This is a genomic window from Streptomyces sp. NPDC028910, from assembly GCF_055564955.1.
Genome location: NZ_JBVHVF010000018.1, coordinates 156,670 through 175,659, shown reverse-complemented (window position 1 = coordinate 175,659; position 18,990 = coordinate 156,670). Strand labels below are relative to the sequence as shown.

Here is an 18,990-nt window from a genome sequence, read left to right as displayed (position 1 = left end):
GCCGCACGGTTCTCCCTCATCCCCTCTCTCCCCTCGAGGGCATAACAGACCCCCTCCCCCCCCCCCCCCCCCCCCCCCCCCCCCCCCCCCCCCCCCCCCTGCCGCCGCTGCTGGGGCTCCGCCCCAGACCCCGCGCCTCAAACGCCGGCGGGGCTGGTTCTTGCGGGGGCGAAGCGGACGCGGCCGCCGATCTCGACCGTGCCGTCGGGGCCCGGGGCGGTGAGGATCTGGGAGCCGGCGCCCTGGGTGATGTTCAGGGCGCGGTTCAGCTGGGCCGTCAGGAGGATCGCCGCCGAGCCGGTGGCCTCGTCCTCGGCGATGACCCCGTCGGGGCGGCGCGGGAAGCCGCGGGCCCGCACGCGGCCCGCGGTCTCGTCCTCCCAGGCCCAGGCGTACAGCCAACCCTCTCCCGGCGGCGGCGCCGGCAGCGCCTCGACCTCGGCGACGGATCCGTACTGCTCGGTGCGCTTGCCCTCGACCCACTCGGGGCGGGCCGTGATCCAGGTGAACTCCCCGTCGTCACGGGCCCATACGGCCCCGGCCGGCGGCTGGAGCTCCTCGATGTCCAGCAGCCACGCGACCCCGACCAGCGGGTGTCCCGCGAAGGACATCCGCGTGCCGGGGGTGCGGATGTCGACGACCCCGCGCTCGGGGTCGTCGACGAACACCGTCTCGCTGTAGCCGAGTTCGGCGGCCAGCGCCTGCCGCGACGCGTCGTCGGGGCAGGTCCGGCCGTCGCGCACGACACCGAGCAGGTTGCCGTACCGGCCGTCACCCGCGCAGAAGACCTTCAATACGTCGAGATCGTTCACGCGGGAATTGAAACACGGCTCACCTCACACCTGGGCCGTACGACGCCTGCGCGCGAGGTACACCGCGCCCGCGCCGGCCGCGATCACCGCGCCGGAAGTGGTGAGCAGGGCACCGGCCGGGATCTCGGCGCCGGTGACGGCGAGGCTGCCGCCCGCGGAGCCTCCCGCGGAGCCGCCGACGGAGCCACCGCCCGCGGTGCCGCCCGTACCGCCGGTGGTGGCGCCCGTGGTGGGCAGGACGGCGTCCTTGTCCACCGCCACGGAGAAGGTGACCGGGTCGAGCGCGTCGCCCGCCTTGTACATGGAGCCGGTGGTGTCGTTGGCGAAGGCCGCCGCGCCCTCGGCGGTGAAGGCCGCCGGAACCGCGTTCAGCGCCAGCACGCCGCCCTTGGTCTTGTAGTCGGTCTTCGACAGGTCGAGCGTGGCGAAGGGAACGGCCGCCTTGCTGCCGGAGGCGTTCTTGACGTCCACGTACAGGATGCCGGTCGTGCCGGTGGCGTCGACGCGGGGGTTGCCGAAGGTCATGTCGATGCCGTGGGCCGCGTACTGGAAGCGGAGGTTGCCCTCGAAGGAGGCGGTCAGCTTCTGCTTCTTGACGTCCAGTTCGCCCTTGCCGAAGGCGAAGTCGAAGAGTTCGCCGTTCTTGGCGGCTCCGCCGGCCGGGGTGACGGAGCCCGCGCCCAGCACGTACCTGCGGAAGGACTCCTTCACACCCCACGTCAGCTTGCCGCTGAGGACCTTCTGCACCCCGTCGGCCGGCGGCGCGGGCGTCTTGGTGGGGGTGGGGGTCGGCGTGGGTGTGGGGGTCGGCGTAGGGGTCGGGGTCGGACTGGGGGCGGGCTTCTCGAACTCCAGCTTGGCGGTCAGCGGGTCGCCCGCCTTGTTCTCGTAACCCGGCGAGCCGAGCGCGTCCGCGGCCTCCTTGGTGAGGGTGGTCCCCAGGTCGGTCATCGACTGACCGGCGAAGGCCACCGTGGCCAGCGGTACGTCCTGGGTCGTGGCACCGCCCTTGGTGACGTCCGCGGTGAGCTTCTTGGTGCCGGTGTCGATGCGGAAGTCCGAGAGCGTGACCTCGAAGCCGTGGCCGGTCGGCGGGGCGGGTGAGGAGAAGGTGACGCTGCCCTTGAAGGCCGCCTTCACCACGTGGCCGCCGGCCGGGTCGTACTGGCCGGTGGGCACGCCGAACCGCAGGCTGCCGTCGGCGTTCTGCGTGGCGCCGTCCGCCACCGTGATGGAGCCCTTGGCCATGCCCGTCACATAGGCGCGGTAGGTCGCGAGCACGCCCCAGTCGAGGGAGCCACCGGTGATCTTCACCGGTGCGGTCGGTGGCCCGCCCGCCGCGGTGGCGGGCAGGACGAAGGCGGTGGCGCCGAGCGCGGCGGCGGTCAGGACGGCGGCCGCGAGGGAGATCGGGCGGCGGATGGGCGACATGGCTGGAGAACTCCTGGGTGACAGAAGGCGGAAGGGAAGGAAGGGGGGAGGGTGGAGCGCTACTTCGGTGCGTCGGTGGGCGCGGCCCCGGGTTCGGCGGCGTCGGGTTCGGCGGCGGCGGGTTCGGCTGCGTCGGGTTCGGCTGCCGTGTCCGCCGGTTCCGCTGCCCGTTCCGCGGCCGGAGCCGGAGCCGGCTGCGCCGCCGGTCCCGTACGCCGCTTGCGGGCCACCAGGAAGGCGACGCCGCCGGCCAGGACCAGCACGGCCACGGTCAGGGCGATGAGGAGCCCGGTGTTCGAGGCCTGTCCGGCCTTCGCGGCGGGAGCGGGCTCGGCGGTCGGCGATGCGGGCGCGGGCGCGGGCGAGGCCGTCGAGCCGAGGTCGGGCAGGGCCGGCAGCTGGGCGGTGGAGTCCAGGGCGATCGCGAGCGAGACGGGGTCCATCTCGGTACCGGCCTTGTACATGGAGTTGAAGGCCTGGGAGCCGCCCTCCGTGAGAGCGGCCGGGGCTTCGGTCAACGTGGCCAGCTTGCCCTCGGTCTTCAGACCCTTGGCGTCGAACTCCACCAGCGCGACGGCGTTCTTCGTCGCGCCGCCGGTGGTGACGTCCGCGGACAGGACCCCCTTGCCGTTCTCCACCTTCACGCCCACCTTGGAGAGCTTCAGGTCCAGATGGGCGCCGGTGAAGTGGACGGTGCCGGCGAAGGCCGCGTCAAGGGTGCCTTTCCCGCCGTCGTACGCGCCCTTGCCCTGCGGGAAGCGGAAGAGCGCGCCGCCGTCCTGGGCGCCCTCGGCGAGGGTCCACCTGCCCTGGCCCACCGAGCCGGTGACGTACTCGCGGAAGGTGCGGCGCACCCCCCAGTCGACGGCGGCGTCGGCGAAGGCGCCCTGCGCCTGCGGGGTCCCGGCCGTGGCGCTCGGCTGCGCGCTCGGCGGGGGCGAAGGCTCCGCGGCCGGGGCGGACGTGACGTCGGCGGAGAGCGAGAGGGGATCGAGCTGCGCACCGGCCGGGTAGTACCCGGCGAAGGCCGTGGCGCCCTGAGCGGTGAGGGTGGCCGGGATGTTGGTGAGGGTCAGCGGGCTGCCGGCGCCCTTCATGCTGACGCCGCCGAGGCCGAGCGTGGCGAAGGGCACCTGGGACAGGTTGCTGACCGCGCCGGTGTCCTTGGCCTTGCTGGAGACGTCCACGTACAGGGTGCCGCTACCGCCGCTGATCTTGACGGTGGGGCGGCTGACGGTCATGTCCAAGTCGTGGGCGCCGTCGGGCTTCTGGTGGCCCTGGAAGGTGACCCCGCCCGAGTAGGAGGCCTCGAAGGTGCCGGAGTCCGGGTCGTAGGAGCCGGTCGCGGAGTGGAAGCGGAACAGGCTGCCGCCGACCGTGGCGGCGCCGCTCTTCAGCTTGAAACCGCCTTTTGCCACCGGCCCGGTGACATAACTCTGGAAGGACGATTTGATGCCCCAGTCGAGCCGACCCCCCTGTACGGTGCCCGCCTGGGCGGCGGTTGCCGGGAGCAGGGCCCCCAGCAGGCCCGCCAACAGGGCGACGGTGAACGCACGGACGGGTCTCGTGGGCATGAAAGCCCCCTCCAGGGTCTAGCGAGCAAGGTTAGGCTAACCTAAGCTACCCCTGGCCGGTTGAGAACCCCCCGGTCTCCAGAACCTCAGTCGGACGATCAGGACGGTGCCTTCGTGCCTACGCCCGCCGCGTCACACCGCTTTCCCCGTCTCGCACTTGCCGTGGCAGCACTGGCGGTCGCGCTGACGGGCTGCGGAGGTACGGCCACCACCCCGGGCTCATCCGCCCACGCCTCGGCCGCCGCCGCCCCGGACCGGGTGGAACCGCTCGCTCCGGCGCCCTCGCCCGCACTGCCGGTGACCGTGCCCTCGGCCGACGGCGCCCGGGTCACGGTCACCTCCGCGGACCGGGTCGTCCCGCTCACCGGCAGCCTCAACGAGATCGTGCACACGCTCGGCCTCGGCGAGCAGGTCGTCGCCCGGGACATCACGGCCACCTTCGAACAGGCCGCCCGGCTGCCGGTGGTGACACGTGGCCACGAGGTCTCGGCGGAGAGCGTGCTCTCGCTGCGCCCGACGCTGGTGCTGGCGGAGACCACCAGCGGTCCCGCGGAAGCGATTCAGCAGATCCGCGACGCCGGCATCCCGCTCCTGGTCATCGCGCCCGCCAAGGCGCTGGACGACGTCCCGAAGCGGATCGACGCGGTGGCCGCCGCGCTCGGCGTCAAGGAGGCCGGCACCCAGCTGAACCAGCGCACCGCCGACCGCATCGCGGCCGCCCGCAAGGAGATCCCCACCACCTCCGGGAAGAAGCCCCGCGTGGCCTTCCTCTACCTGCGCGGCACCGCCTCCGTCTACCTGCTGGGCGGTTCGGACTCCGGCGCGGCCTCGCTGCTGGAGGCGGCGGGCGCGGTCGACACCGGCAAGGAGTCCGGGCTCGGCAAGGACTTCACCCCGATCACCAGCGAAGCCCTGGCGGCGGCCGCCCCCGACGCGATCCTGGTGATGTCCAAGGGCCTCGACTCGGTCGGCGGCGTCGACGGCCTGGTGAAGATCCCGGGCGTCGCCCAGACCCCGGCCGGCATGGACCGCCGGGTGGTCACGGTCGACGACGGCGTCCTCCTCAACTACGGCCCCCGCACCGACCAGGTGCTGTCCTCCCTGATCACCCAGCTCTACGGCAAGGCCGCCTGAGGTGACCCTCCACGACCCCGCCGAATCAACGGTTCCCCACCCGGACTCCGCCGTCCCCCGGGGCACCCTGGCCGCCGGTTCCGACGGGGACGGGAGTGTGCCGGGGCGATCCCCGCAGGGCGCCGAACGCACTGCCGCCGCACCCGCCGACCCCTCGCCACGTTCGGCGCCCGAGGAGACGCCCCGGCGCGCGCCCGGCCCCGGCGGAACCGGCCGCACCACCACCCCCGGCCCCGCCGCAACCGGCCCCGCCGCCGCACCGCCGGAGGCAACCGGCCCCGCCGCCGCACCACCGGAGACAACCGGCCCCGCCACCGCACCGCCGGAGGCAACCGGCCCCGCGAAGCCCCGGCGCGGCCGCAAGGCCCTGGTGCTCACCGCGGCCCTGGTCGCCGCCCTGCTCCTCCTCGCCCTGCTCTCCGCAGGAGTCGGCGCGTACCGCATCCCCCTCGGGGACGTACTCGCCTCCGTCCAGCACCGCGTGGGCCTCGGCGGGGCACCCCTCGACCGGGTCGGGGAGAGCGTGCTGTGGAACGTACGCCTCCCCCGCGTCGTGCTCGCCCTGCTCGTCGGCGCCAGCCTCGGCTGCGCGGGCGCGCTCATGCAGGGCGTCTTCGGCAACCCCCTCGCCGAGCCCGGTGTCATCGGCATCTCGGCCGGCGCCGCAGTCGGCGCGGTCGCCGCCATCGGCCTCGGCCTCGGCTTCCTCGGGAACTGGACGATTCCCCTCTGCGCGTTCGTCGCGGGCCTGGTCACCGTCAGCGCCGTCTACCTCCTCTCCCGCAACGGCGGGAGGACCGAGGTCGTCACCCTCATCCTCACCGGCATCGCCGTCAACGCCTTCGCCGGCGCCCTCATCGGCCTGTTCGTCTTCTTCGCGGACAGCGGCCAGGTCAACCAGATCACCTTCTGGCAGCTCGGCTCCCTCGCCCAGGCCACCTGGCCCAAGGTCCTCGCCGTCCTGCCCTGCGCCGTCGCGGGCCTGCTCATAGCCCCCTTCTACGCCCGCCGCCTCGACCTGCTCGCGCTCGGCGAACGGCCCGCCCGCCACCTCGGCATCGACGTCGAGCGGCTGCGCCTCGCCCTCATCGTGGTCGTCGCGCTGCTCACCGCCGCCGCCGTGGCCGTGGCCGGCGTCATCACCTTCATCGGCCTGCTCGTCCCGCACCTGCTGCGCATGGCCAACGGCCCCGGCCACCGCTTCCTGGTCCCCGGCAGCGCCCTCGCCGGCGCCGTCGTCCTGGTCGCGGGGGACCTGGCGGCCAGGACCGTCGCCCAGCCCGCCGAGCTGCCGCTCGGCGTACTGACCGCCCTGCTCGGCAGCCCGTTCTTCTTCTGGCTGCTGCGCCGCACCCGCCGCAAGCAAGGAGGCTGGGCGTGACCGGCAAACTCACCGGACTCACCCGACTCACCGGACGCACCCAACTCACCGGCCTGCTCACCCGCGCGAGAAGGACCGTCCCGGCCCGCCCCGTCCCGGGCGACGCCCTCGCCGAGGCGGTGGACCTGCACGTCCGGCTCGGACAGCGCGAGGTCCTCTCCGGCATCGATCTGACCGCCCGGGCCGGGGAGGTGCTGGCCCTGGTCGGCCCGAACGGCGCCGGCAAGTCCACGCTGCTGGCCGCGCTCGCCGCCGATCTGCCCGCCGCCTCCGGGGAGGTCCGGATCGACAGCCGCCCGGTGGGCGACTGGAGCGCCCCGGACCTCGCGCTGCGCCGCTCCGTGCTGCCCCAGTCGGCCGCCCTGTCCTTCCCCTTTCCGGTGGAGGACGTCGTACGGATGGGCCGCGCGCCCTGGGCCGGCACCCCCTTCGCCGAGGCCGACGAGGAGGCGGTGGCCACCGCCATGGCCGCCACCGAGGTCACGGACTTCGCGGCGCGCCCCTTCTCCGCCCTCTCCGGCGGTGAGCGGGCCCGGGTCGCACTGGCCCGCGTACTGGCCCAGCGCGCCCCGCTGTTGCTGCTCGACGAGCCCACCGCCGCGCTCGACCTGCGCCACCAGGAACTCGTCCTGCGCGTCTGCCGGGAGCGGGCCGCAGCCGGGGACGCGGTGGTCGTCGTCCTGCACGACCTCGGGCTGGCCGCGGCCTACGCCGACCGGGCCGCCGTCCTGCACGACGGGCGGATCGCCGCGGACGGCCCGCCGGCCCAGGTGTTCGAGGACGCGCTCCTCAGCCGGGTCTACCGGCAGCCGGTGGAGGTCCTCCCGCACCCGCGCACCGGGGCCCCGCTCGTGGTCCCCGTCCGCGCCGCATCCAGCCCCTCCGGCGTTTGACCATCCAGCCCCTCCGGCGTTGGAGGCGCGGGGTCCGGGGCGGAGCCCCGCTCTTCCAGCCCCTCCGGCGTTTGAGGAGCGGGGTCCGGGGCGGAGCCCCGGCAGCAGAGCCGCACGGGCTCCCTGCCGGTGTCCGCGCTCACGCGATCCGCACGCCCTCGCCTCCCACCCGGACCCGGGGGTCACCGGCGCGCAGTTCCACCGTGAGCTCCCCCGGACGGCCCATGTCCTCGCCCTGGTGGAGGGTGAGCACGGCGTCGGCCGGGACCAGGCCCAGCTCCCGGGCGTACGCGCCGAAGGCGGCCGCGGCGGCTCCGGTGGCGGGGTCCTCGACGACGCCGCCGACCGGGAAGGGGTCCCGTACGTGGAATCGCGTCGGCCCCGCCCGGTGCACCAGCTGGACCGTGGTCAGGTCCAGCCGCCGCATCAGGGCCTCCAGCCTGGCGAAGTCGTACGCGAGGTCCGCGAGCCGGGCCCGGGTCGCGGCGCCGAGGACCAGGTGCCGGGCTCCGGCGTAGGCGATCCTGGGCGGGAACGCCGGGTCCAGGTCGCCCTCCGGCCAGTCCAGCGCGGCCAGCGCCTCGGCCAGGTCGGCCGCGCCGATCTCCTCGGTGTGCGGCTCGACGCTGGTCAGCGTGGCCCGCAGCGATCCGCCCCCGGGGGTGACGGACACGGACACCGGGACGGTCCCCGCCCGGGTCGCGAACACGAGCTCCCCCGGCCCGATCCGCTCGCCCAGCGCCACGGCCGTGGCCACGGTGGCGTGCCCGCAGAACGGAACCTCCGCCTTCGGGCTGAAGTAGCGCACGGTGAAGGCCCGGCCGGGCTCGCCGCCCAGCCCCTCGGGCGGCGCGGTCAGGAAGGCCGTCTCGCTGTATCCCAGCCCGGCGGCGATCTCCAGCATGGCGCCCTCGTCCAGGCCGGACGCGTCGAGCACGACCCCGGCGGGGTTGCCGCCGTCCGGGTCATGGGAGAAGGCGGTGTAGCGCAGCACCTCGGTGCGGGTATCGGTCATGCGCTCATGATCAACCGGTTCCCGGCGGCCTGGCAATGCCCTTCCCGCCCGCACGGTTCAGCCGCGGCCGATGTACGGCATCGCCGTCGCCATCACCGTCGCGAACTGCACGTTCGCCTCCAGCGGGAGCTCCGCCATGTGCAGGACGGTGCGGGCCACGTCGGCGGCGTCCATCACTGGTTCGACGGCCAGCTGCCCGTTGGCCTGGAGGATGCCGGTCTGCATCCGCTCGGTCATCTCGGTCGCCGCGTTGCCGATGTCGATCTGGCCGCAGGCGATCCTGTACGGACGCCCGTCCAGCGACAGCGACTTCGTCAGGCCTGTCATGGCGTGCTTGGTCGCGGTGTAGGCGATGGAGTTCGGCCGCGGCACGTGCGCCGAGATGGAGCCGTTGTTGATGATGCGGCCGCCCTGCGGGTCCTGCTGCTTCATCTGCCGGAAGGCGGCCTGCGCGCACAGGAAGGCACCGGTCAGGTTGACGTCCACGACGGAGCGCCAGGCCTCGTAGGTGATGTCCTCCAGCGGGACCCCGCTCGGCCCGAAGGTGCCCGCGTTGTTGAAGAGCAGGTCGAGGCGCCCGTACCGGGCGCGGACCGACTCGAACAGCCCAGTCACGTCGTCCGGGTCGCTCACGTCCGCCCGTACGCACAGGATGTCCGCTTCGTCCCCGGCCGCGCGGGCGGTCTCCTCCAGCGGCTCGGTCCGGCGGCCGGCCACGGCCACGGCCCAGCCCGCCCCGGCCAGGGTCAGCGCCACGGAGCGGCCGATTCCGGAGCCGGCGCCGGTCACCACGGCGATCTTCTTCGTGCTGTCGTCCATGGGGCCGCAGGGTACGTCACACGGCGGTCAGGGCCCCGGACGTTCCGATTGCTGAGAGCATGGGTCGGTCAGGGGTGTGTAGAACAGATGAGAAGACTGGAGTTCCGCATGCCGGAGAGAGGCCCCGCGACGGCCCCCTCGCAGGACCCGTCGCCCGATTCGCCCTCCGCCCGCACCGCCGCCTCGCCCCTGACGGCCGCACGCCGCACGGGTCTGCTCGTCACCTTCATACTCGGCGGGCTCACCGCCCTCCCCCCGCTGTCCATGGACATGTACCTGCCGGCCCTGCCCCAGGTCACCAATGCCCTGAACAGCCCGGCCGCGACCATCCAGCTCACGCTCACCGCCTGCCTCGCCGGCATGGCCCTGGGCCAGCTCGTCATCGGCCCGATGAGCGACAAATGGGGCCGTCGCCGGCCGCTGCTGGCCGGCATGGTCGTCTACGTCCTGGCCACCGCGATCTGCGCCTTCGCCCCGACCGCCGAGCTGCTGATCTCCTTCCGGCTGCTCCAGGGCTTGGCCGGCGCCGCCGCGATCGTCATCGCCCGGGCCGTCGTACGCGACCTGTACGACGGGGACGAGATGGCCCGCTTCTTCTCGACCCTGATGCTCATATCCGGGGCCGCCCCGATCATCGCCCCGCTCATCGGCGGCCAGGTGCTCCGCTTCGCCGACTGGCGCGGGGTCTTCGTCGTCCTCACCGCCGTGGGCACGCTGCTCACCCTGTTGGTCTGGCGCAGCCTCGACGAGACCCTGCCGCCCGAACGGCGGCACACCGGCGGCGTCGGCTCCGCGCTGCGCACCATGCGCGGGCTGCTCGGCGACCGCGTCTTCACCGGTTACACCCTGACCGGAGGCTTCGCCTTCGCCGCGCTCTTCTCCTACATCTCCGCCTCCCCCTTCGTGGTGCAGGAGATCTACGGGGCTTCGCCGCAGGCCTTCGCGCTGCTGTTCGGCCTCAACTCCGTCGGCCTGATCCTCGTCGGCCAGATCAACGGCAAGCTGCTGGTGGGACGGGTCAGCCTGGACAAGGTCCTGGCCGTCGGACTGGGGATCGTCACCCTCGCCGCGGTGGCCCTGCTGCTGATGTCGACGGGGGTGTTCGGGGAGGTGGGGCTGACCCCGATCGCCGCCGCGCTGTTCGTGCTGATGTCCGCGATGGGCGTGGTGCTGCCGAACACCAACGCACAGGCCCTGATGCGCACCCCGCACGCGGCCGGCTCGGCCTCCGCACTGCTCGGCACCTCCTCCTTCCTGGTCGGCGCGATCGCCTCACCCCTCGTCGGCATCGCGGGCGAGGACACGGCGGTCCCGATGGCCCTGGTCCAACTGGCCTGCGCCCTCCTCTCGACCACCTGCTTCCTCACCTTGTGCCGCCCCTGGCAACCCAGCCCCGCCAGCCAATCCAGCCCCGCCGGCGTTTGAGGCGCGGGGTCCGGGGCGGAGCCCCGGGTCCGGGCGCAGCCCGGCTGGCCACCTCCGCCCAGTAAACTTCGCAGGTGAACGTCTCCGCCCCCACCACCACCGCCGACACCCTCCGCAGCGCCCTCACCGCCCTGCTCGACGGACTCCCGCACCGGCAGGCCGCCGCCGCCGTCGAGCGGCTCATCGCCAACTACCGGGGCCAGACGCCCACCGACGCGCCCGTACTGCGCGACCGCTCGGACGTGGCGGCGTACGCGGCGTACCGGATGCCGGCCACCTTCGAGGCCGTACGGTCCGCCCTGGACGGGTTCGCGCAGGCGGCCCCGCAGTGGTCCCCGGCCTCGCACGTGGACGTGGGCGGCGGCACCGGAGCCGCGACCTGGGCGGTGGACGCCACCTGGGACGGCCCCCGGGAGACCACGGTGCTGGACTGGGCGGAGCCGGCGCTGACCCTCGGCAGGGAGCTGGCGGCGGCCTCCCCCTCGGAGGTGCTGCGCGGGGCGCAGTGGAGGCGGGCCGTGATCGGCTCGGGGCTGGCCCTGCCCGACGCCGACCTGGTGACGGTCTCGTACGTACTCGGCGAGCTGACCCCGCAGGCGCGCAGGGCCGTCGTCGCCGAGTCGGCGCGGGCCGGCCGGGCCGTGGTGCTGATCGAGCCAGGCACGCCGGAGGGGTACCTGCGCATCCGCGAGGCCCGTGACCAGCTGATCGAGGCCGGGCTGCGGGTCGCCGCGCCGTGCCCGCACGACGGGACCTGCCCGATCGAGGTCGGCAAGGACTGGTGTCACTTCTCGGCGCGGGTCAGCCGCTCCTCCCTGCACCGGCAGGTCAAGGGCGGCTCGCTCCCGTACGAGGACGAGAAGTTCAGCTACGTCGCCGCGACCCGCTTCCCGACGGAGCCGGCCGCCTTCCGGATCACGCGCAAGCCGCAGATCCGGAAGGGGCTCGTCCTGCTGGAGCTGTGCGGCCCCGAGGAAGGCGACTCGTCAGGCCTGACCCGGGTCAACGTGACCAAGCGCCACGGCGACCTCTACAAGGCCGCGCGGGACGCCGACTGGGGCCAGGCCTGGCCACCGCCCTCCTCTGAGGACTCTGAGGACTCTGATCTCTGAGGACACGGACTAGGGCCGCAGCTCCTGGGTGCAGCACTTCACGCTGCCGCCGCCCTTGAGCAGTTCGCCCAGATCCATCGGGACCGGCTCGAAGCCCCGGGCCCGCAGCGGCGCGAGCAGCCCGGTCGCCGCCTGCGGGAGCAGGACGTGCCGGCCGTCGGACACCGCGTTCAGGCCGAGGGCGGCCGCGTCGTGGCCGTCGGCGATCAGGGCGTCCGGGAAGAGGCGCCTGAGCACGCCCCGGCTGCCGGGCGAGAAGGCCTCCGGGTAGTACATGATCTCGTCGCCGTCGAGGACGCAGAGCGCCGTGTCCAGGTGGTAGTAGCGCGGATCCACCAGGTCGAGGCCGATGACCGGGCGGCCGAAGAACTCCTGGGCCTCGTCGTGCGAGAGCGGACTGGAGCGGAAGCCCCGGCCGGCCAGGATGTAGGTGGCCGTGACCGCGAAGTCGCCCTCGCCCTCGTTGACGTGGGACGGCTCGTGGATGTGCCGGTAGCCGTGGTCACGGAACCAGTCGAGGTGGATCTCCGCCTCGGGGGCCCGTTCCGGGTAGGCGAACCGGGCCCCGAGCACGCGGCCGTCGACGACCAGGGCTCCGTTCGCCGCGAAGACCATGTCGGGCAGCGCGGGGTCCGGTACGAGGGTCTCGACGGTGTGGCCGAGGGCGCGGTAGCGGTCCCTCAGGTCTTCCCATTGGGCGAGTGCGAGGGGCAAGTCCACCGGTTTCGTGGGATCCATCCACGGATTGATGGAGTACGTGACCTTGAAGTGTGCGGGTGGGCACATCAGGTAGCGCCGGGGTGTGGCGTCTCTGCGCAAAGAAGGCTCCTCACGACTTTCACGACTCGGGACGAGTGCTGGAGAGAATCGTCTCTCCTCGACCGGAACGGCGCAGTGAACTGACCGGGTGGTTTACGGAACCATAGGAAGACGAGACGTCTCGCTTTGATAGTTTCGGACCATGACCAGGACTCCTGACGCCACCCGCCGCAGCGACCGCTCGCGGCGCGCCATCCTCGACGCCGCGCTCGCCCTCGTCGGAGAGGTCGGCTACAACAAGCTGACCATCGAGGCCATCGCCGCCCGCGCGGGCGTCGGCAAGCAGACCATCTACCGCTGGTGGCCGTCGAAGGCCGCCGTCCTCCTCGATGCCTCGCTGGCCCTCGCCGGGGACGCGGAGACGGCGGCCGAGTGGACCGGATTCCCCGACACCGGGGACATCGCCGCCGACCTGAAGTACGTACTGCGGGCGACGGTCGACGAGTTCAACGACGAGAAGTACGAGGCGCCCGCGCGCGCCCTGACGGCGGCCGGGGCCACCGACCCCGAGCTCGGCGCCCGCTTCACCGAGCAGCTGCTGGAGCCCCAGCTCGCCCTGTACGAGGCGCGGTTGCGCACGGCGCGGGAGGCCGGTCAGCTCGCGCCGGACACAGACCTGCGCCTGACGGTGGAGATGCTGCTCGGGCCGTTGACCTACCGCTGGCTGCTGCGCACCGCGCCCCTGACGCACGCTTACACCGACGCGCTGGTGGAACGGGTGCTGGGCGGGGTGGCCAACGTCACCGACCGCTAGCCGGGCGACGACCGGCGGACACCCGAGAAGATTTGCCCTGATCCTGCGGTTATGTACGGGTTGCCGGTCACCCCTCCCCCGCCCCGGTCGCCAAGAGCGGTCACCCGGGGCGCAGGATGGTGGGACCATGTGAAGGTCCGCCGGGGATACGGTGAGGTGAGGGGATAGATGGGGTCTGAGTCCGGCCGCGTCAAACGCGGCGAGCAGAGCAGGATTTCCCAGTGGCTGCGCCGGCGGCAGAAACCCACCGCCGAGGACCCCGGACAAGAGCGCGAGGCGCTCCTCCTGGCCGTCGCCGCCGCCGGTCTGCCGCTCGCCCCCGCCGCCCATCCCGCCGGTTATCGATGTTCGTGCGACCGCATCGGCTGTCCGACACCCGCACGGCACCCCGTCTCCTTCGCCTGGCAGACCCAGTCGACCACCGACCGCGCCCAGGTCGAACGATGGGCGCGCAACCAGCCCCAGGCCAACTTCATCACCGCGACCGGCATGGTCCACGACGTGCTCGACGTCCCGCTGGAAGCCGGCGCCGACGCCCTCGCCCGGCTGCTGGAGGCCGGAATCGACGTCGGCCCCGTCGCCGAGTCGGGCGGCACCGGCGAACAGGCCCGGATGCTCTTCTTCACCGCCACCCGCGGCACCCCCGAGGACGAGGACGAGTGGTGGCCGTGCGAACTGGACTGCCACCCCGAGACGATGGACGAACACCCGGGCCTGCGGTGGCACTGCCGGGGCAGCTACGTCCTGGTGCCGCCGGCGGCTCTGCCCGGTGACCAGGCGGTGACCTGGCTCCGCGGCATGGAGCACCCGCTCCCGGACCCGCTCACCCTCCTGGAGACCCTGACGGACGCCTGCGCGCAGTACGCGGGCGCCGCCAGTCTGGCCCCGGCCGCGGTGGCCTGGCCGTTGGGCCGCTAGGCCCGGGCCCCGCCCGGACCCTGGGCTCCGCCCCGGACCCCGCGCCTCAAACGCCGGCGGGGCTGGATTTGGCCGGCGTAGGCCCGATCTTTCGGCCCCGCCGGCGTCAGTGGTGGATCTGCGTCACGACCACGTCGAGGGACCAGGCCTTCGCCGGCTTCGCGGGGGCCTCGGCCTCGACCACGTAGCCCAGGTCCCGCAGGGCCGTGACCAGCTCCGCGGGCCCCGACGGCACGGCGCCGGCCAGCAGCAGATCCCGTACCAGCCGCCCCTTCGTCGCCTTGTTGAAGTGGCTCACCACCGACCGCTTCTCCACTCCGTCCACCACCTGCGAGTGCAGCACCCGCACCGTCGCGGTCCGCCCCGCCACCTCGCCCTTCGGCTTCCACGCGGCGCCGTACGCCGCCGACCGCAGGTCCAGCACCAGCCCGTCCCCGGCGGCAGCGGGCAGCACGTCCGCCATCGGCCCGCGCCAGTACGCGCCGAGCGCGCCCAGCCCCGGCAGCTTCACGCCCATCGAGCAGCGGTACGAGGGAATCCGGTCGGTGATCCGCACCGCGCCCCACAGCCCCGAGAAGACGAGCAGCGCGTCCTGCGCGAGCCCGCGCGCCGCCGCGGGCAGGTCGGCCAGACCCAGCGCGTCGTAGAGCACGCCCGTGTAGATCTCGCCCGCCGGGCGGGCCGCCGCCGTCCGCAGCTCCACGTTCTTCGCGACCTCGCCGCGCAGGCCCTCGCTCAGGCCCAGCACCTCGCGCGCCTTGAGCTCGTCCCCCGCGCACAGCCCGACCAGTTCCTCCAGCACCGCCGCACGGGCCGGGGCCAGACCGGGCAGCGACAGCGCCTGCGGCTTCAGCGGTGCGCCGGAGCCGCCGGCGGCCTTTCCTTCGGACGGCGGCAGCAGCACGAGCACGGTGGTTCTCCTTCAATACGACACGGCGCAGGGGATGCGGCCCCCCGGCCAGGGTAGACGGCTCGCCGCGCCGTCCCAGCCCACCGCCCCTACGCTCGATCCATGCCACGCCGTCAGATGCACATGACCGGCGCAGACGGGACTGCTCTGCGGGCCGCGCTGCGTGACCTGCGGACGAAGCTGGACGTGCCGAAGGAGTTCCCGGCCGAGGTGCTCACCGAGGCCGAGCAGGCTGCCCGCAGCCCCCGGCTGCCCGGTGCCGACGCCACCGACATCCCCTTCTTCACCATCGATCCGCCGACCTCCGTCGACCTCGACCAGGCCATGCACCTGGCGAAGCGGTCCGCCGGCGGCTACCGGGTCCACTACGCCATCGCCGACGTCGCCGCCTTCGTCACCCCCGGCGGCCCGCTCGACGTGGAGGCCCACCGCCGCGTCACCACCCTCTACTTCCCCGACGGGAAGGTCCCGCTGCACCCGGCCGTGCTCTCGGAGGGCGCGGCCAGCCTGCTGCCCGACCGGCCCCGCCCCGCGCTGGTGTGGCGCATCGACCTGGATCCCGACGGCCGGGTCGAGACCACCGACGTCCGTCGCGCCCTCGTCCGCAGCCGGGCCAGGCTCGATTACGAAGGCGCCCAGAAGGCCATCGACACCGGCACGGCGGAGGAGCCCCTCGCCCTCCTGGAGGACATCGGACGGCTGCGCGAGGCCCTGGAGCAGGAACGCGGCGGCATCTCGCTCAACGTGCCCGAGCAGGAGATCGTCGCGCACGACGGCAGCTACTCCCTGGCCTACCGCGCCCCGCTCCCCGCGGACGGCTGGAACGCGCAGATCTCCCTGATGACCGGCATGGCGGCGGCCGATCTGATGCTCGCCACCGGCACGGGCATCCTGCGTACCCTGCCCACCGCCCCCGACGGCGCCGTCGGCAGGCTCCGGCGGGCGGCGAAGGCCCTGCGGATCGACTGGCCGCACCACGTCCCGTACGCCGAACTCGTGCGCTCCCTCGACCCGCACCTCCCCGCCCACGCCGCCTTCCTCCAGGAGTGCACGGCCCTGCTGCGCGGCGCGGGCTACACCGCCTTCACCGGGGGCGACACCCCCGACCCGGCGATCCACTCCGCGGTGGCGGCTCCGTACGCCCACTGCACCGCCCCGCTGCGCCGGCTCGTCGACCGGTACGGCGGCGAGCTGTGCGTGGCGGCGGCGGCCGGGGCCGAGCCCCCGGCGTGGGCGGTGGCGGGGCTGGCCGCGCTGCCCCGGGAGATGGCGGCCGGCACCCGGCTGGCGAACACGGCGGAGCGGGAGTGCGTGGACCTCGTCGAGGCCGCCGTGCTGAAGGACCGCGTCGGCGAGACCTTCGAGGCCACCGTCATCGACGTGAAGGAGCGGGAGCCGCTGGTGGGCACGGTCCACCTGGCGGACCCGGCGGTGGTCGGCCGCGTCGAGTCCGCGAGCCGCGAGCTGCCGCTGGGCGACCGCATCCGGGTCCGGCTGACCCAGGCGGACCCCGGTACGGCGAAGATCCTCTTCGCCCCGGCGTAGGGGGTGTCTGCGGACCCCCTAGACGGGCCGGCAGGGCTGGCGCAGGGCGCTGACCAGCGCGCGGGGGTCGTCGGCGTGGAAGCGGATGGTGCGGGCCTCTCCCCGGGCGCCGAGCGGGCGGGTGAAGCGGAGGGGACGGTTCAGCTCCAGGGTCACCGTGGTCTGGCTGCCGACGATGAGGTCGAGCACCCCGTCCTCGGAGACGGTGACCAGCCGGCCCTGCGGGTAGCGCCGGTCGACCCGCACCGAGGCCACCGCGTCCGGTGGGACGGCGAGGTCGAAGAGGGCGCCGTAGCGGATCCGCAGGGACCCGTCGGCGCGGACCACGTGCGGCCGGGTGACGCAGGCGGCGTGCAGGGCGAGCACGATCAGGATCCCGTACACATCGACCACGAGCACCACCCGGTGCACCGCCGGCCAGGGGATGACGAGGCCCAGGGCGACCGTCTCGATCACCGACACGAAGAGCATCCCGTACATCATGGCCGTCTGCGGTCCGGTGTACCCGGCGGCGAGGTCCCCGGGGCGCACCCCGTGCTTCCTGCGCGCGATCCACCACCCGAGGGAGACCGTGGCGCGCAGCTCGTGCCGCAGCAACCGCCGCACCTGGACCGGGACGACCGTGTGCACGGCCGCCCACCAGGCCTCCCGGGGCTCCGCTCCCCGGGCGCGAGCTGCCGCGTACAGCGAGCGCAGCACCCAGGCCTCCAGCACGAGCACGGCGAGCACCAGCACCTCGGACGCGGCCACCGCCCACGCGGGCAGCCGCACGCCGGCGACCAGGCAGCAGACCAGCACCAGTTCCCCCGGTATGACGGCCGCGGCGGTCTTCCGCGCCACCCGCACCCCGTTCATCCCCTCCCCCTCTCCATGAACGCCTCCATGACCCGGCGTACGACCTCTGCCTGCGCGGGCGCGTACTCGGCGAGCAGCGCCTCCTTGAACCCGGCCACGACCACCCCGTCGGTGGGGACCGCCGCGAACACCTCGTCGGGGACCGCCGCCACCAGCTCCGCCGCCAGCTCCGCGATCCGCGGATCGTCCACGGGGGCGTCGGCGAGGGCGTCCAGCCGCTCGTACAGCGCGAGCACCGCGGGATCGGCGGCCAGCGGCCCGAGCACGGCGTAGATCTCCTGGCCGCCCGCGCCCGAGGCGTCGAGGAGCGTCAGGTGTTCGCGGTCCTTCGCGGCGGTTGGCGAGGCCGTCCGCGGCGCCTTCGCCAACAGCTCCGCGAGCGCGGGGGACAGGGGCTCGCCCTCCCCCGGCTCCGCGGCGAGCAGGACCGCGAGCCGCCGCCTGCGCTCCGCGATCTCGGCCTCCTGCCGGGCCAGATCGGCGTCCAGCTCTTGGAGTACGTCGGCCAGCTCGCGCCCGGCGTCGTCCGCCAGGACGTCGCGCACCTCGTCGAGGCTGAGCCCGAGCTCGGTGAGCCGGCGTACGCGGGCCAGCAGGACGGCGTCGCGGACGCTGTAGGCCCGGTATCCGTTGGGTCGCCGCTCCGGTTCCGGGAGCAGCCCGACATGGTGGTAGTGCCGGATCGCCCGGGTGGTGAGCCCGACGAGCGCGGCGATCTCTCCGATCCGCATGCCCCCCAGTAGAAACCCTGCCGCTGCGTCAAGGTCAAGCCGCGACGGCACAGCCGGTAACATGGTCGCCACGGCAGACGAGTCGGCCGGGCGGCCGCGTCGGGATCTCCGGATCCCGCCGAGGAACGTCCGGGCTCCACAGGGCAGGGTGGTGGGTAACGCCCACCCGGGGTGACCCGCGGGACAGTGCCACAGAAAACAGACCGCCGGGGGCTTCGGTCCTCGGTAAGGGTGAAACGGTGGTGTAAGAGACCACCAGCGCCTGAGGTGACTCAGGCGGCTAGGTAAACCCCACCCGGAGCAAGGTCAAGAGGATCCGTCTTCGGACGGGTCTGCGCGAACGCTCGAGGGCTGCCCGCCCGAGTTCGCGGGTAGACCGCACGAGGCCGGTGGCAACACCGGTCCTAGATGGATGGCCGTCTCCCCGGCGACCGCGAGGTCACCGGGCGACAGAACCCGGCGTACAGGCCGGCTCGTCTGCCGCTCCAGCCCTGTCAGGGGCTGGAGGGCCTACCACCTGCGAAAACCAGGTGATGAGTGCCGACCCTCGCTCTGTCACAGCGCCTTCGGCTGCGAATCCGGTGCGAATCAGTTCCGGCTGACGTGCGGCTTTACCATCGCCGACGCCGTCAGCTTCCCTGCGACGTACCAGGAATACAGGGGTCATGGCGAACGCCTCGCCCTCCCTCAGCCCGCCGCACGCGGCCTACTACACCAGCAGCTCGAACCGGGGCTCGATGCACCGAGCGATCTCCGCGACCTCCTCGGGGGTGAAGTCGACCTGCTTGCGCTTCGTCGCCTCCGGCAGCTTGATCTTCGACACGATGTTCACCGGCAGGGGGATCTCCATGGCGCGCGCCTC

The 18,990-nt window shown here is 73.5% G+C and carries 17 protein-coding genes, 1 other RNA gene and 1 pseudogene; 9 read left to right on the top strand and 10 right to left on the bottom strand.

Annotated elements, in window-relative coordinates:
• Positions 1–137: 137 nt before the first annotated feature.
• Genes ACZ4TV_RS22590 through ACZ4TV_RS22580 form a run of 3 tightly spaced genes read right to left on the bottom strand, consistent with a single transcriptional unit; the run spans position 138 to position 3,817 of the window.
• The gene (locus tag ACZ4TV_RS22590; RefSeq protein WP_468136523.1) at positions 138–812 is read right to left on the bottom strand and encodes a PhzF family phenazine biosynthesis protein; all 675 of its coding nucleotides are present in this window, start codon (positions 810–812) and stop codon (positions 138–140) included.
• Positions 813–836: 24 nt separating this feature from the next.
• On the bottom strand, positions 837–2,243 hold the full coding sequence (locus ACZ4TV_RS22585; protein WP_468136522.1) for an HtaA domain-containing protein: 1,407 nt from the start codon (positions 2,241–2,243) through the stop codon (positions 837–839).
• Between the two features lie 59 nt (positions 2,244–2,302).
• Positions 2,303–3,817, bottom strand: a complete 1,515-nt coding sequence (locus tag ACZ4TV_RS22580) for an HtaA domain-containing protein (protein WP_468136521.1) — start codon at positions 3,815–3,817, stop codon at positions 2,303–2,305.
• 114 nt (positions 3,818–3,931) lie between these two features.
• Between ACZ4TV_RS22580 and ACZ4TV_RS22575 the strand changes: the two genes are divergently transcribed.
• The 3 genes from ACZ4TV_RS22575 to ACZ4TV_RS22565 are packed head-to-tail and all read left to right on the top strand — an operon-like array spanning position 3,932 to position 7,225.
• Entirely contained in the window at positions 3,932–4,951 is a 1,020-nt protein-coding gene (locus tag ACZ4TV_RS22575) for a heme/hemin ABC transporter substrate-binding protein (RefSeq protein ID WP_468136520.1), read from the top strand.
• A gap of 1 nt (position 4,952) precedes the next feature.
• Positions 4,953–6,332, top strand: a complete 1,380-nt coding sequence (locus tag ACZ4TV_RS22570) for a FecCD family ABC transporter permease (RefSeq protein WP_468136519.1) — start codon at positions 4,953–4,955, stop codon at positions 6,330–6,332.
• Positions 6,333–6,385: 53 nt separating this feature from the next.
• Positions 6,386–7,225, top strand: coding sequence for a heme ABC transporter ATP-binding protein (locus tag ACZ4TV_RS22565; protein ID WP_468136537.1), 840 nt, complete (start codon positions 6,386–6,388; stop codon positions 7,223–7,225).
• A gap of 139 nt (positions 7,226–7,364) precedes the next feature.
• Here ACZ4TV_RS22565 and ACZ4TV_RS22560 read toward each other — a convergent pair whose 3' ends face one another.
• Both ACZ4TV_RS22560 and ACZ4TV_RS22555 read right to left on the bottom strand, forming a co-directional pair.
• Positions 7,365–8,240 carry a PhzF family phenazine biosynthesis protein gene (locus tag ACZ4TV_RS22560; RefSeq protein WP_468136518.1) on the bottom strand — a complete coding sequence of 292 codons (876 nt, stop codon included), beginning with the start codon at positions 8,238–8,240 and terminating at the stop codon, positions 7,365–7,367.
• A 57-nt stretch (positions 8,241–8,297) separates the two neighbouring features.
• Complete coding sequence (locus ACZ4TV_RS22555) at positions 8,298–9,059, bottom strand: SDR family oxidoreductase (protein WP_468136517.1); 762 nt, start codon at positions 9,057–9,059, stop codon at positions 8,298–8,300.
• 108 nt (positions 9,060–9,167) lie between these two features.
• Between ACZ4TV_RS22555 and ACZ4TV_RS22550 the strand changes: the two genes are divergently transcribed.
• Together ACZ4TV_RS22550 and ACZ4TV_RS22545 are read left to right on the top strand one after the other, a co-directional pair.
• Positions 9,168–10,484 carry a Bcr/CflA family multidrug efflux MFS transporter gene (locus tag ACZ4TV_RS22550; protein ID WP_468136516.1) on the top strand — a complete coding sequence of 439 codons (1,317 nt, stop codon included), beginning with the start codon at positions 9,168–9,170 and terminating at the stop codon, positions 10,482–10,484.
• A gap of 74 nt (positions 10,485–10,558) precedes the next feature.
• Positions 10,559–11,596 carry a small ribosomal subunit Rsm22 family protein gene (locus tag ACZ4TV_RS22545; RefSeq protein WP_468136515.1) on the top strand — a complete coding sequence of 346 codons (1,038 nt, stop codon included), beginning with the start codon at positions 10,559–10,561 and terminating at the stop codon, positions 11,594–11,596.
• A gap of 9 nt (positions 11,597–11,605) precedes the next feature.
• On the opposite strand, the pseudogene ddaH reads toward ACZ4TV_RS22545, so the two are convergent.
• A pseudogene (gene ddaH / locus ACZ4TV_RS22540) lies at positions 11,606–12,433 on the bottom strand (dimethylargininase); the annotation flags it as partial.
• A 124-nt stretch (positions 12,434–12,557) separates the two neighbouring features.
• Here ddaH and ACZ4TV_RS22535 point away from each other — a divergent pair.
• Together ACZ4TV_RS22535 and ACZ4TV_RS22530 are read left to right on the top strand one after the other, a co-directional pair.
• Positions 12,558–13,169 (top strand): TetR/AcrR family transcriptional regulator, encoded by a 612-nt coding sequence (locus ACZ4TV_RS22535; protein ID WP_468136514.1) that lies wholly within the window; start codon positions 12,558–12,560, stop codon positions 13,167–13,169.
• A 168-nt stretch (positions 13,170–13,337) separates the two neighbouring features.
• Positions 13,338–14,087: a bifunctional DNA primase/polymerase gene (locus ACZ4TV_RS22530; protein ID WP_468136513.1), complete on the top strand. Its 750-nt coding sequence runs from the start codon at positions 13,338–13,340 to the stop codon at positions 14,085–14,087.
• A gap of 106 nt (positions 14,088–14,193) precedes the next feature.
• On the opposite strand, the gene yaaA is transcribed toward ACZ4TV_RS22530, so the two are convergent.
• Positions 14,194–14,997 carry a peroxide stress protein YaaA gene (yaaA, locus tag ACZ4TV_RS22525; protein ID WP_468136512.1) on the bottom strand — a complete coding sequence of 268 codons (804 nt, stop codon included), beginning with the start codon at positions 14,995–14,997 and terminating at the stop codon, positions 14,194–14,196.
• A gap of 102 nt (positions 14,998–15,099) precedes the next feature.
• On the opposite strand from yaaA, the gene ACZ4TV_RS22520 reads away from it, so the two are divergent.
• Positions 15,100–16,542 carry an RNB domain-containing ribonuclease gene (locus ACZ4TV_RS22520; protein WP_468136511.1) on the top strand — a complete coding sequence of 481 codons (1,443 nt, stop codon included), beginning with the start codon at positions 15,100–15,102 and terminating at the stop codon, positions 16,540–16,542.
• 18 nt (positions 16,543–16,560) lie between these two features.
• Here the strand turns inward: ACZ4TV_RS22520 and ACZ4TV_RS22515 are convergent, their stop codons facing one another.
• Positions 16,561–17,397 (bottom strand): hypothetical protein, encoded by an 837-nt coding sequence (locus tag ACZ4TV_RS22515; protein WP_468136510.1) that lies wholly within the window; start codon positions 17,395–17,397, stop codon positions 16,561–16,563.
• Entirely contained in the window at positions 17,394–18,128 is a 735-nt protein-coding gene (locus ACZ4TV_RS22510; RefSeq protein ID WP_468136509.1) for a MerR family transcriptional regulator, read from the bottom strand. The genes ACZ4TV_RS22515 and ACZ4TV_RS22510 overlap by 4 nt, the downstream gene beginning before the upstream one ends.
• A gap of 78 nt (positions 18,129–18,206) precedes the next feature.
• On the opposite strand from ACZ4TV_RS22510, the gene rnpB reads away from it, so the two are divergent.
• Positions 18,207–18,608, top strand: an RNA gene (rnpB, locus tag ACZ4TV_RS22505) — RNase P RNA component class A.
• Between the two features lie 229 nt (positions 18,609–18,837).
• Here the strand turns inward: rnpB and ACZ4TV_RS22500 are convergent.
• Positions 18,838–18,978: a hypothetical protein gene (locus ACZ4TV_RS22500; protein WP_468136508.1), complete on the bottom strand. Its 141-nt coding sequence runs from the start codon at positions 18,976–18,978 to the stop codon at positions 18,838–18,840.
• Positions 18,979–18,990 lie beyond the last annotated feature (12 nt).

Bases quoted from the DNA above. Each gene is read 5' to 3' on its own strand.
- ACZ4TV_RS22585 (WP_468136522.1), bottom strand. From the start codon at position 2,243: ATGTCGCCCATCCGCCGCCCGATCTCCCTCGCGGCCGCCGTCCTGACC.
- ACZ4TV_RS22580 (WP_468136521.1), bottom strand. From the start codon at position 3,817: ATGCCCACGAGACCCGTCCGTGCGTTCACCGTCGCCCTGTTGGCGGGC.
- ACZ4TV_RS22560 (WP_468136518.1), bottom strand. From the start codon at position 8,240: ATGACCGATACCCGCACCGAGGTGCTGCGCTACACCGCCTTCTCCCAT.
- ACZ4TV_RS22555 (WP_468136517.1), bottom strand. From the start codon at position 9,059: ATGGACGACAGCACGAAGAAGATCGCCGTGGTGACCGGCGCCGGCTCC.
- ACZ4TV_RS22550 (WP_468136516.1), top strand. From the start codon at position 9,168: ATGCCGGAGAGAGGCCCCGCGACGGCCCCCTCGCAGGACCCGTCGCCC.
- ACZ4TV_RS22535 (WP_468136514.1), top strand. From the start codon at position 12,558: ATGACCAGGACTCCTGACGCCACCCGCCGCAGCGACCGCTCGCGGCGC.
- ACZ4TV_RS22530 (WP_468136513.1), top strand. From the start codon at position 13,338: ATGGGGTCTGAGTCCGGCCGCGTCAAACGCGGCGAGCAGAGCAGGATT.
- ACZ4TV_RS22520 (WP_468136511.1), top strand. From the start codon at position 15,100: ATGCCACGCCGTCAGATGCACATGACCGGCGCAGACGGGACTGCTCTG.
- ACZ4TV_RS22515 (WP_468136510.1), bottom strand. From the start codon at position 17,397: ATGAACGGGGTGCGGGTGGCGCGGAAGACCGCCGCGGCCGTCATACCG.
- ACZ4TV_RS22510 (WP_468136509.1), bottom strand. From the start codon at position 18,128: ATGCGGATCGGAGAGATCGCCGCGCTCGTCGGGCTCACCACCCGGGCG.
- ACZ4TV_RS22500 (WP_468136508.1), bottom strand. From the start codon at position 18,978: ATGGAGATCCCCCTGCCGGTGAACATCGTGTCGAAGATCAAGCTGCCG.